The organism is Bradyrhizobium erythrophlei, assembly GCF_042430365.1.
Classification (GTDB): Bacteria; Pseudomonadota; Alphaproteobacteria; order Rhizobiales; family Xanthobacteraceae; genus Bradyrhizobium; species Bradyrhizobium erythrophlei.
The window spans coordinates 39581-50504 of record NZ_JBHMET010000089.1 but is presented as its reverse complement, the minus strand read 5'-3'; the positions used below and the strand labels follow the sequence as shown (position 1 = coordinate 50504).

General features: G+C 65.0%; 9 protein-coding genes. 3 read left to right on the top strand and 6 right to left on the bottom strand.

Translation table 11 applies throughout. The features are described 5' to 3' along the window. Positions 1-426: 426 nt before the first annotated feature. Positions 427-1287 carry a VOC family protein gene (locus ACFFWD_RS16215; RefSeq protein WP_376966795.1) on the bottom strand — a complete coding sequence of 287 codons (861 nt, stop codon included), beginning with the start codon at positions 1285-1287 and terminating at the stop codon, positions 427-429. Between the two features lie 334 nt (positions 1288-1621). Between ACFFWD_RS16215 and ACFFWD_RS16210 the strand changes: the two genes are divergently transcribed. Together ACFFWD_RS16210 and rbsK are read left to right on the top strand one after the other, a co-directional pair. Next, complete coding sequence (locus ACFFWD_RS16210; protein WP_376966793.1) at positions 1622-2515, top strand: sugar kinase; 894 nt, start codon at positions 1622-1624, stop codon at positions 2513-2515. A 21-nt stretch (positions 2516-2536) separates the two neighbouring features. Then, the gene (gene rbsK / locus ACFFWD_RS16205; protein WP_376966791.1) at positions 2537-3445 is read left to right on the top strand and encodes a ribokinase; all 909 of its coding nucleotides are present in this window, start codon (positions 2537-2539) and stop codon (positions 3443-3445) included. A 97-nt stretch (positions 3446-3542) separates the two neighbouring features. Here the strand turns inward: rbsK and ACFFWD_RS16200 are convergent, their stop codons facing one another. Next, positions 3543-4763, bottom strand: a complete 1221-nt coding sequence (locus ACFFWD_RS16200) for an NAD(P)/FAD-dependent oxidoreductase (protein ID WP_376966789.1) — start codon at positions 4761-4763, stop codon at positions 3543-3545. Positions 4764-5028: 265 nt separating this feature from the next. On the opposite strand from ACFFWD_RS16200, the gene ACFFWD_RS16195 reads away from it, so the two are divergent. Next, positions 5029-5826 carry an enoyl-CoA hydratase/isomerase family protein gene (locus tag ACFFWD_RS16195; RefSeq protein ID WP_376966787.1) on the top strand — a complete coding sequence of 266 codons (798 nt, stop codon included), beginning with the start codon at positions 5029-5031 and terminating at the stop codon, positions 5824-5826. Between the two features lie 17 nt (positions 5827-5843). On the opposite strand, the gene ACFFWD_RS16190 is transcribed toward ACFFWD_RS16195, so the two are convergent. The 4 genes from ACFFWD_RS16190 to ACFFWD_RS16175 form a co-directional block, all read right to left on the bottom strand. Then, positions 5844-7184: a TRAP transporter large permease gene (locus ACFFWD_RS16190; protein ID WP_376966785.1), complete on the bottom strand. Its 1341-nt coding sequence runs from the start codon at positions 7182-7184 to the stop codon at positions 5844-5846. Then, positions 7181-7765, bottom strand: a complete 585-nt coding sequence (locus ACFFWD_RS16185) for a TRAP transporter small permease (RefSeq protein WP_376966783.1) — start codon at positions 7763-7765, stop codon at positions 7181-7183. Before ACFFWD_RS16185 ends, ACFFWD_RS16190 begins: the two co-directional genes overlap by 4 nt. A 147-nt stretch (positions 7766-7912) precedes the next feature. Beyond that, positions 7913-8914: a TRAP transporter substrate-binding protein gene (locus ACFFWD_RS16180; protein WP_376966781.1), complete on the bottom strand. Its 1002-nt coding sequence runs from the start codon at positions 8912-8914 to the stop codon at positions 7913-7915. A gap of 143 nt (positions 8915-9057) precedes the next feature. Beyond that, entirely contained in the window at positions 9058-10761 is a 1704-nt protein-coding gene (locus ACFFWD_RS16175; protein WP_376966779.1) for an IlvD/Edd family dehydratase, read from the bottom strand. Positions 10762-10924 lie beyond the last annotated feature (163 nt).

Genomic DNA, 10924 nt, shown 5'->3' with positions numbered 1-10924 from the left:
TGACGCCCCAGTGGCAGGTGTCTCCTCGCAAGACGCGAAAGCGTCTTTGCGAAGACGGTGCAGATTTCCCGCATCCGGCTCTCGGACAAGACTTCAAGCCTTCGCCCACGGCATGTCGCGCCCAAGCGCGGTTAGGCGTACGAGCCCGAAGTACCCGTAGAGGTGCGAGAGTGGATAGGTCCCGCCCCTGCGTCGCCTGACCTTGTGCTTGAAGCGCATGGATTGCTTCGCTTGCGCTCGCAATGACGTGGAGAGAACCCCACGCTCATCATTATCACCGTCATGCTGAGGAGGCCGCGCAGCGGCCGTCTCGAAGCACGACGGCCCGACGCTTTTCCGTGCTGGCACATTGGGGCCTTGCATCCTTCGAGGCTCGCTGCGCGAGCTCCTGAGGATGACGGGTCAGGCAGCCGCGGAAGCCGATTCCTACTCACCTTTCCCCGTCGACGGCTGCACCAGCAGGGTCGGCACGCCGCAGGTGCCGTTGCGCACCGTCATCACGCGGGTGCCGGGCTTGCGGCCGGTTCTGACCTCGGACACGTCGACGCCGGCGGCGACCAGCCGCGCGTGGGTGGCGTCGATGTCGGCGACGCGCCAGCAGATGCCGCGCAGCCGGTCGGGCGCGTCGGCGCCCGCCTTGTTCTTTTCCTTGCCGGGCTTGTGCGTGACCTCAACGATCAGATCGCCGCAGCGGAAGAACATCAGCCGGCCCCAATCGGGATGCGAGCGGTCGAGCGCCATGTCGAGTCCGAGCCGCGCGCCGTAGAGCGCGGCGGCGCGTTCGGGATCGGCAGTAGAGACCACGACGTGATCCATCGCGGTGATCGAAGCCGGCGAGGTCCGCACCGACAGCGGCCGCTCCGCCTCGCGCTCGAGGAAGAACATGCGCACGCCGCGGGTCGCCTCGGTCGCTGCGCGGGTGCGCTTCCACGACAGGCTCGCGCCGCTGATATCGTCCCGGCTCTCGACCTCGGCCACCGGCTCGGGCTTCAGCGTCAGTCGGTCGAGCCGGCGGTGCAGCTTCGCGATGTCGGGTGTGCGGAAGCAGAGGCTCGCGAGCCCCTCACCCTGCGCGACAAGCGTGCTGCGGATATGCTGTGCAGCGGCATCATCGCCATGCGGCGCCACCAATTCCAGCGTGGTGTTGTCGAGCGTGAACAGCACCCGCTCTGCGCCCGCGCCGCTGTAGCGCCAGGAAGGCTGCCGCGCGAACAGCGTCTCGTAGGCGGCCGCGGCCGCGGCGACGTCGCCGGTCAGGACGACGACGTGATCGAGCCCGGTAATCATGACCATCTCGTCCCGGATTCTGCCGTCATTGTGCTTCCCCTCAGGTGCCGTCAGGAACCCCAGACCGCCACAGGCCGTTATGCCAGCGCCCGAACGGTCGCTGCTCGCGTCCCTCCCCTCTTCTCTAGCCGCAAACCAAGCAGGGTTGCGAATAATTTCAGCGATATCGGCCGACCAGCAGTGCTGGAGCGTTTTCGAGCGAAGTGGATACCGGTTCGCGTAAAGAAAACGCGTCTAAACAAGAAACTAGAGCCCCGTTCCGATTCCATCGGAACGGAAATGGCTCTAGTCTGGATCGCCGGCCGGGACCACCCCTAGCCACGACGGAAAGCGAATGCAGGCCCTCTTCATTGGACAGACCTATATCGACGTCACCTTCATCACAGACCACATGCCAGTTGGCGACGAGAAACACGTCGCCGAACGTTATGCAGTGTCGTTCGGCGGCAACGCCGTCACCGCGGCATTTTGCTGCGCCAAGCTCGGCATCGTGCCGGACCTGATCGCCACCATGGCCAATGACTGGCTCGGGCGGATGTTCTGGGACATGGCCGCGAAATACGCAATCTCGGTCCATCCGCGCAAAGTCAACTCCTCCTCGCTGTCCTTCATCATGCCCAATGACGGCAAGCGCGCGATCGTGCGCTGCCGCGACGACCAGCACATCCACCCCTTTCCACTGCTCAACCTCAAGGGCTGCCGCGCGCTCCACATCGACGGCCACCAGCCGGACGCCGCGATCCATTATGCGAAGCTGTGCCGCGAGGACGGCATCCTGACCTCGCTCGACGGCGGCGGCCTGCGCACCAACACCCATGAGTTGCTCGAGTTCATCGATGTCGCGATTGTCGCCGAGCGGCTCTGCGAGCAGATGGACAAGACGCCCGAGCAGATGCTCGACTATCTCAAAGACCGCGGCTGCCGGGTCGGCGGCGTCACCATGGGCGAGCGCGGCCTGCTCTGGTATGACGAGGCGGGCGCGGTACGCACCCTGCCGGCGCTGCCGATCCCGCGCCAGCGCGTGATCGACACCAATGGCGCCGGCGACGTCTTCCACGGCGCCTACATCTATTCCTATCTCGCAAACCCGAGCAAAGGCTGGCATGAGCACTTCGAGTTCGCGCGCGCCGCATCGACCTTCAAGATCCAGAAGCTCGGCAACGAGGCCGGCCTGCCGACGCTCGCCGACATCGAGGCGGTCAAGCAGGAGTTTGCCGCCGCGGTCTGACCGAACCGATCGGGGCTAGCGATGGGGCGCGTTTTCGTCGCAGGCAGCATCAACATGGACGTGGTGGCGACCGCCGAGCGCCACCCGCGCATCGGCGAGACCGTTGCCGGCGAGGCCGTGCTCTATTTCCCCGGCGGCAAGGGCGCCAACCAGGCGGTGGCGGCTGCAAAGCTCGGCACGCCGACCACGCTGATCGGGCGCTTGGGCGCAGATGCCTTCGGGCAGGAGCTACGCAGGTTCCTGGCCGCTCAGGGCGTCGACCTTGCTCTGGTCAAGGACACGGCCGGAACGCATTCCGGCACGGCGATCATCACCCTCGCCAATGCCGACAACACCATCGTGGTCGTGCCCGGCGCCAATGCGCGCGTCGACGCCGACGATGTCGCCGCCCCCATGCTCGCCACGGGCGACGTCGCGGTCAGCCAGTTCGAGATTCCGCTGCCGACCATCGCAGCCTTCTTTAGGCGCGCCCGCGCGGCCGGCGCGACCACGATCCTCAATCCGGCGCCGGCGAAGCAAGCCGACCCCGAGTTGCTCGATCTCGTCGACATCCTGATCCTCAACGAAACCGAGCTTGGTTTCCTGACTGGTCATGAGCTGCGCGACAGCGACGATCCGGAACGCTTCATCGAGGCGGCCCAGACCTTGGCGCAGGGCAAGGTCGTCTGCGTCACCCTCGGCAAGCGCGGCGTGCTGGCGCTGGTCGAAGGACAGCACCTGCTCGTGCCCGGCCGTGAGGTGAAGGCAGTCGACACCACAGGTGCCGGCGACTGCTTCGTCGGCGCGCTCGCCTCGCAGCTGGCCTGCGGCCGTCCGCTGCGCGATGCGCTCGCCTACGCCAACGTCGCCGCCTCGATCTGCGTACAACGGATGGGCGCCGCGCCGTCGATGCCGACTACGAAAGAGGTCGAGGATGCGCTCGCTACGTAGGGTGGGCAAAGGCGCGCAGGCGCCGTGCCCACCATCACAGGCAACGCAAGGAATGGTGGGCACGCTGTCGCTTTGCCCACCCTACGCGCCTGCGCGTTCACTTCAGCGCGCTCTTCAGATCGAAGCTGGCGTCAGCCGCCTGTTCCGGCGTGATCGAGCCGCCGGCGCCGAGCAGGCGGCGGCCGAACATGTGATCGCCGGCGCGATTGACCGACTCGATGCCGAGCAGCCTGTCGCCCTTGTAGCAGAACGCCGAGAACGCCCCCTGCGCGCGGTCGCCGCGCACCACGACGCGGTCGTAGCCGGTGGTGAGGCCGGCCATCTGCAGCTTGTCGGGGCCCTGGTCGCTCCAAAACCACGGCAGGCCGTCATAGACCTCGGCCTTGCCGGTCAGCCGCGCGGCGACGCAACGCGCATGGTCGGTCGCGTTCTGCACCGATTCCAGCCGCAGCGATCCGCCGAAACGCTTGCTGGTGTAGAGCGCGCAATCGCCGATCGCGGAGATGTTGGGATCGGCGGTCGAAAGATGGTCATCGACGATGATGCCCGAGGCGACCGGCAGACCCGCTTCGGCGGCGAGCTCGACATTCGGCAGCACGCCGACGCCGACCACGACGAGATCGGCCGGAACGTGCGTGCCGTTGCTCAGGCTGACGCCGGTGACCTTGGCACCGTCGGCCTCGATACCGGTGACCTGCACGCCGAGATGAATGCGGATGCCGGCCGCCGCATGCCGCGACTGCGAGAACTCGGAGATCTCCGTGGTCACGGCGCGCGCCATCACGCGGGACGCAAGCTCGACCACGTCGACCTCGAGGCCCTTGCCGCGCGCGGTGGCGGCGAATTCGAGCCCGATGAAGCCGGCGCCGATCACGACCACGCGCCTGCCCGGCGCGATCAGGTCGCGCAGCGCCTGGCTCTCGTCGAGCGTGCGCAGGTAGCGCACCGCGTCGAGCTTCGCGTTGGGGATATCGAGCATCCGGTTCCGCGCGCCGGTCGCAAACACCAGGTGGCCGTAGTCGAGCGACTTGCCGGAGGCGAGCGCAACCTTGCGCGCATTGCGGTCGACCGCGGTGGCGCGGTCGGTGATCAGCTCGATCCTGTTGTCGTGGTAGAACTTGTCCGGGCGGAACATCAGGCTGTCGGGCCCGCCGGTTCCCTTCAGATAGGCTTTCGACAAGGGCGGCCGCTGGTACGGCAGATGGCCTTCGTCGTTGAGCAGCGCGATCGGCTCGGCGAAGCCGCCCTGGCGCAACGACGCCGCGAGCTGGAAGCCGGCGTGCCCCGCGCCGACAATAATGACCGGTCCTGTCGTCATCGGAACAGCCCGACCGCAAGCGCACAGGAATGACCCATGTCGTCTCCTCTCACTGCCGATTTTGGCTTGCTCGCCGCGACATCAGGAGAACGGCGCTCGTGTCCGCGTCCCGAACGAAGGGCGATCTATTTGGCCTCATGGATCGACGGCATGCAAGACCGCCCCGAACCAGGAGTGGGGCCAAATGTTGCAGAACCGGACGGGATTGTCACGCCTCCCCGCAACGATTTAAATGCCTGAAAACATCAAGCCCAAGGTATCAGCCATGCCCGAACCCACCACCGCCCCCGCCGCCGACCCGGCCCTGCTCCGGATCGACGGCCCCGTCGCAACCATCACGCTGAACCGGCCGGCCGCGTTCAACGCGATCGACATGTCGATTGCCAAGAAGCTCGAGCAACTCGGCGCCGAGGTCGAGGCCAACAAGGCTGTCCGCGTGCTCGTGATCGAGGGCGAAGGCCGCGCCTTCTGCGCCGGCGGCGATTTGCAGACCATCGGTGCCGCCGCCCAAGCGAACACCATCGCGCCTGTTGTCGGCGAGATGCTGCAGCACTATCACGCCTTCATCACCGCACTGCGGCGAATGCCCAAGCTGGTGCTCGCAAGCGTGCACGGCTCGGCCGCCGGCGCCGGCCTGTCGCTCGCCTTCGTCGCCGATCTCTGCATTGCCGCCGAAGATGCCCGCTTCACGCCCGCTTACGCCAAGATCGGCGTCTCGCCCGATGGCGGCGGCACCGTCGGCCTTGCAGCCAGCGTCGGCCCGCGCCGCGCGCTGCAGATCTTCCTCGCCGAGGACAGTTTTACCGCCCAGCAGGCGCAGCAATGGGGCCTCGTCGCCAAGGTGGTGCCTGCGGCCGAGCTGAAGGCCGCGACGCGCGAATTCGCGCTGCGGCTGGCGCAGAATGCGCCGGCCGGGCTCGCCGCCACCAAGGCGCTGATCCATCAGGCGCCGACCACGCCGATCGAGGCGCAGCTCGACGCCGAGCGCGACGCCATCATCGGCTGCATGAACACCGAGGAGTTCCGCGTCGCCGTGAAGAAATTCACGAGCAAGTCGAAGTAACGGAGCACGGAGACCGGCTAATTCGGACAGATGTAACCTGTGCCGCCCGGTGCCTTGAAGCAGCCGACCGATTCCGGGATCATCTGCTTGGGCAGCCACAACACGACCTTCGGGAAGTAGATCGTGAAGCAGATGGTGACCAGGAACACGACATAGATCGGCAGCGCCGCGCGCAACGCCTTTGCAAAGCTGATGCCGACGAATTTCGACGCCATCAGCAGCACCAGGCCGTAAGGCGGCGTGATCAGGCCGAAGGCGAGCGTTGCAATCAGCACGACGCCCATATGGACGCCGTTGATGTCGCCGGCCTGCGTCAGCGCGTTGACCAGCGGCATGAAGATGATGATGGTCGGCACCGGCTCGATGAAATCGCCGACCACGGTGAAGAGCAGCACCATCAACAGCATGATGAGGTGCGGGTCGTTGCCGGCGATCGAGGTGATCCAGTCCGCTATGTAGATCGCGCCGCGGAGGTAGGCGAGCATCCAGCCGAAGGCATTGGCGGCGCCGATCGTGATCAGCGGCAGCGAGAAGATCAGCCCGGCAAGGCAGAAATCGTAAGGAATTTTCCTCAGGTGCCCGCGGTTCAGCGCCGGGATCACCACGACGATGATCCAGGCCACCGCGACGACGCCGGCTTCGGTCGGCGTGAACCAGCCGGTCAGGATGCCGCCGAGCAGGATCACCGGGATCATCAGCGGCAGTGCCGCGTCGCCGGCGGCGAACGCGATCTGCTTGAGCGGCGCGCGCGGCTTGCGCAGGCCGGACGGCCCGAAGAAATAGCAATAAATCATCAGCCCGAAGCCGATCATCAGCCCCGGCACCACGCCCGCCATGAACAGGCCCGCGATCGAGACGTTGCCGACCGCGCCATAGACCACCGCGGTGATGCTCGGCGGCACCAGCGCGGCGATGGTCGACGCGGACGCAATGATCGCGGCGATGAAAGCCGGCTCATAACCCTCCCGCCGCATCGGCCCGCCCAGCGCCCGGCTCATGACAGCGACGTCGGCGGTGGTCGAGCCCGACATTTCCGAGAAGAACATGCTGAAGACCACGACGACCTGCGACAGCCCGCCCCTGATATGGCCGACCAGCGACACCGAAAGATTGGCGATGCGCACCACGACATTTGCCGAGCTCATGAGTTCGCCGACCAAAAGGAAGAACGGGATCGCCAGCAGGGCCTCGGAATCGACGCCGTCAAAGATCTTCTGGATGATCGCCGCGAGCGACACGTCCGCCAGCAGTGCGCCGATGAACACGCCGGCCATCAGCGAGAACGGCACGGGCACGCCGAGATAGCCGAAGAACAGGAAACAAAACGACATCAGCGCAAGGATAACAGGCGCGCTCACGGCCGCGCTCCCGTCGTCGCGTCGGTGTTGATCACGGGGATCGCGAGGTCGTCGTCCAGCGGCTCCGGATGGTCAAAGCCGTTGCGGATGCCGTTGACGAGTTGCTCGATCGTGAACAGGCCGATCAGGGTGCCGGACAGCGGGATCACGGCATACAGCGAAGCGATCGGCGTGCCCGACGGCAAGCGGAAGCTACCGAAGCCGCGGAGATAGTTCAGATAGCCATACCAGATCAAGCAGAACGCCACGCCCAGCACCACGATCCGGATCACGATCTCGACGATCAGCCGCGGCGTGCCGAGCATCGCCTCCGAGATCGCGGTGAGATAGAGATGATCGTTGCGCCGTGTTGCGACCGCCGCACCGATGAAGATCGCGTAGATGAACAGCGTCGAGGTGACTTCCTGCAGCCACAGCCAAGGGTGGCCGATGGTGCGGGTGACGATGTCGGCGGTGACGGAGAGCGAGAAGCCGAAGCACAAGAGGCCGCAAAGCATCATCAGGATCAGTTCGAGCCTGTCCAACGCCCGCCATTTCAGATGCCGCTGCCGCTGCACCACCAGTTTGTCGGCGATGGCCATGGATCAAACCTTCCGTCGTCCCGGCGAAAGCCGGGACCCATAACCACCGGCGTGAGCTGCTTACGGAAAGGCGGCTGCCGGATTGCACCGCTCTATGGCCGCGGCGTATGGGTCCCGGCTTTCGCCGGGACGACGCGGACGGGGCGTTTAGTTGATCGAGCGGATCAGGTCCTTGATCTTCTCCGCATGCGGGCCGAGCTCCTTTGCGAGCTTGTCGAGATAGGGGTCGGCGACCACGGTGAAGCTCTTCTTGTCGACGTCGCCGACGATCTTGACGCCGATCGACTTCAGCTTGGCGGCAGCGGTCCTTTCGAGCTCAAAGGCCTTGGCCGGCTCCTTGGCGCTGATCTCGTTCGCCGCCGTCTGTACCCACTGCTTCTGCTCTGGAGACAGACTCTGCCACAGCTTGTCGCTGACAAACACCAGCGCGTTGTTGGCTTCGTGCTCGGTGATGTTCAGCACCGGCGCCACCTCATAATGCTTATTGACGAGATAGACGTTGATGCTGTTCTCGGCGACATCGACCACGCCTGTTTGCAGCGAGGTGTAGACGCTGCCGAACGGCATATGCACGGTCTGCGCGCCATAGGCCGGGAACATGGTGTCCTCGGTCGCGGTCGCCTGGACACGGACCTTCAGTCCCTTGATGTCGCCGACACCGTGGATTTCCTTCTTGCTGTACATGTGCCGCACGCCCTGCGAGCCGGTCGCGATCACGTGGAGGCCCTGCGTGGTCTCGTCGATCATCGTCCTGAGCGTTTCAAACACCCTGGGGTCGGCCAATCCCTTGATCACATGATTTTCGTCGCGGAACAGGAAGTGCAACGACATGACGCCGGCCTGCGGCGAGATCGTCGCTGTGTTCGCCGAGGAAATGATCGCAAACTCGACGTCACCGGACCTCACAAGCTGCAGGACCTGCGGCTCCTGGCCGAGCTGCGCGCCGGGATATTGGTCGATGATCATCGTGCCCTTGCTCAATTCCTTGAGCTTGTCAGCAAACAGATCGCCCGCGATCGAATAGCCGGTGTTGCGCGGCTGGTCGTAGGCAAAGCGATAATGCTTGACCTCCTGCGCCCAGGCGCCTGCGGACAGCAGCACCGCTGCCGCAGCCATGGCGACCCCGACGATTTTGGCTGGATTGCCCATCGCGACGCTCCCCCTGTTTTTGATTGGCTTGATCATCCCATCAGTTCTGCGGGATTGTCAATAAAACAGGGAAAGCTAGGCACATTTTGGCAGCCAGGAGCGCCGGCTCGAGATCAATTATCGACAATTCAAAACGACGTCGCCTAGTTCCCTTTGGCGCGCATGAAATCGAAATCGCAGCCTTCGTCGGCCTGCAGGATCGTCTCGTTGAAGAGATGCGCATAGCCGCGCTTGGCCCAATCAGGCGCTTTGGCCGGTTCAAGCGCCGCTCCGCGCTTGGCCAGTTCGGCCTCGTCGACGAGGAGTTCGATGCTGCGCTTTGCGACGTCGAGCCGGATCATGTCGCCGTTCTTCACCAGCGCCAGCGGCCCGCCGACGGCGGCTTCCGGCGTGATGTGCAAAACGATGGTGCCGAACGCGGTGCCGCTCATCCGCGCATCGGAAATGCGCACCATGTCCTTCACGCCCGCGCGCGCGAGCTTCTTCGGGATCGGCAGGTAGCCGGCTTCCGGCATGCCCGGCGCGCCCTTCGGGCCAGCATTGCGCAAGACCAGCACGTCGTCGGCCGTGACCTCCAGCGCCGGGTCATCGACCCGCAACGTCATGTCCTCGACCGACTCGAACACCACGGCGCGGCCGGTGTGCTGCAAGAGCTTCGGGCTCGCGGCCGACTGCTTGATCACGGCGCCGCGCGGCGCGAGGTTGCCGTGCAGGATCGCCATCGCGCCTTCGGATTTGATGGGATTGGTCTTGGATCGGATCGCGTCCTGCCCTGGAACCTCCTCCGCACCAGCAACGACCTCGCGCAGCGTCTGGCCGGTGACGGTCATTTGGTCGAGATCGATAAGGTCGCCGAGTTGTGCCATCAGCTTCGGCACGCCGCCGGCATGATGGAAGTGCTCCATGTAATGCTCACCCGACGGCTTAAGGTCGACCAGCACAGGCACCTCGCGGCCAAGCTTGTCGAAGGCCTCGAGATCGATTTTGTACGGCGTACGGCTGGCGATAGCGGTCAGGTGGATGAGCCCGTTGGTCGATCCGCCGATCGCCTGCATGACAACCTGAGCGTTGCGGAACGAGGCGGGGGTCAGGATCTCGCTCGGCTTGGGCCCCTTGGATTTCGCCATCTCCGCGGCGACGCGGCCGCTCGCTTCCGCGGAGCGAAAGCGCTCGGCGTGGGGCGCCGGAATCGTCGCGCTCATCGGCAGCGACAGGCCGAGTGCCTCGGTGATGCAGGCCATGGTCGAGGCCGTGCCCATCACCATGCAGGTGCCGACCGACGGCGCGAGCCGGCCGTTCACTGCCTCGATCTCGTTGTCGTCGATCTCGCCGGCGCGATACTTCGCCCAGAGCCTGCGGCAGTCCGTGCAGGCGCCGAGCACCTCGCCCTTGTGGTGGCCGACGACCATCGGTCCGACCGGGATCACGACGGTCGGCAGGTCGGCGCTGACGGCGGCCATGATCTGCGCTGGCAACGTCTTGTCGCAGCCGCCGATCACGACGACAGAATCCATCGGCTGGGCGCGGATCATCTCCTCGGTGTCCATCGCCATCAGGTTGCGCAGGTACATCGAGGTCGGGTGCGCAAAGCTTTCGGCGATCGAAATGGTCGGGAACACGAACGGCATCGCGCCCGACAGCATCACCCCGCGCTTCACGGCCTCGATAATGTCGGGCACGTTGCCGTGACAGGGATTGTAGTCGCTGTAAGTGTTGGTGATGCCGACGATCGGGCGGTTGAGCGCATCGTCCGAATAGCCCATCGCCTTGATGAATGCCTTGCGCAGGAACAGCGAGAAGCCAGCGTCGCCGTAGCTCGTCAGTCCCTTGCGAAGTCCGTCGGCCATTTTCTTATTCCCCTTCGTTGCTCGCCCGCACTTAAAGAGGGGGCCTGAATTATTGTCAATATGAGATAATCCGATCTCGAAGATACCTGAGCTGCGGCGAAATCGCCCCCATTATTGACAATGGCTATGGCATCGTGGTGTCGTCTGGCGTCGATCCAAAGCG

Bases quoted from the DNA above. Each gene is read 5' to 3' on its own strand.
- ACFFWD_RS16215 (WP_376966795.1), bottom strand. From the start codon at position 1,287: ATGATTACCGGGCTCGATCACGTCGTCGTCCTGACCGGCGACGTCGCC.
- rbsK (WP_376966791.1), top strand. From the start codon at position 2,537: ATGGGGCGCGTTTTCGTCGCAGGCAGCATCAACATGGACGTGGTGGCG.
- ACFFWD_RS16185 (WP_376966783.1), bottom strand. From the start codon at position 7,765: ATGGCCATCGCCGACAAACTGGTGGTGCAGCGGCAGCGGCATCTGAAA.
- ACFFWD_RS16195 (WP_376966787.1), top strand. From the start codon at position 5,029: ATGCCCGAACCCACCACCGCCCCCGCCGCCGACCCGGCCCTGCTCCGG.
- ACFFWD_RS16210 (WP_376966793.1), top strand. From the start codon at position 1,622: ATGCAGGCCCTCTTCATTGGACAGACCTATATCGACGTCACCTTCATC.
- ACFFWD_RS16175 (WP_376966779.1), bottom strand. From the start codon at position 10,761: ATGGCCGACGGACTTCGCAAGGGACTGACGAGCTACGGCGACGCTGGC.
- ACFFWD_RS16180 (WP_376966781.1), bottom strand. From the start codon at position 8,914: ATGGGCAATCCAGCCAAAATCGTCGGGGTCGCCATGGCTGCGGCAGCG.
- ACFFWD_RS16200 (WP_376966789.1), bottom strand. From the start codon at position 4,763: ATGACGACAGGACCGGTCATTATTGTCGGCGCGGGGCACGCCGGCTTC.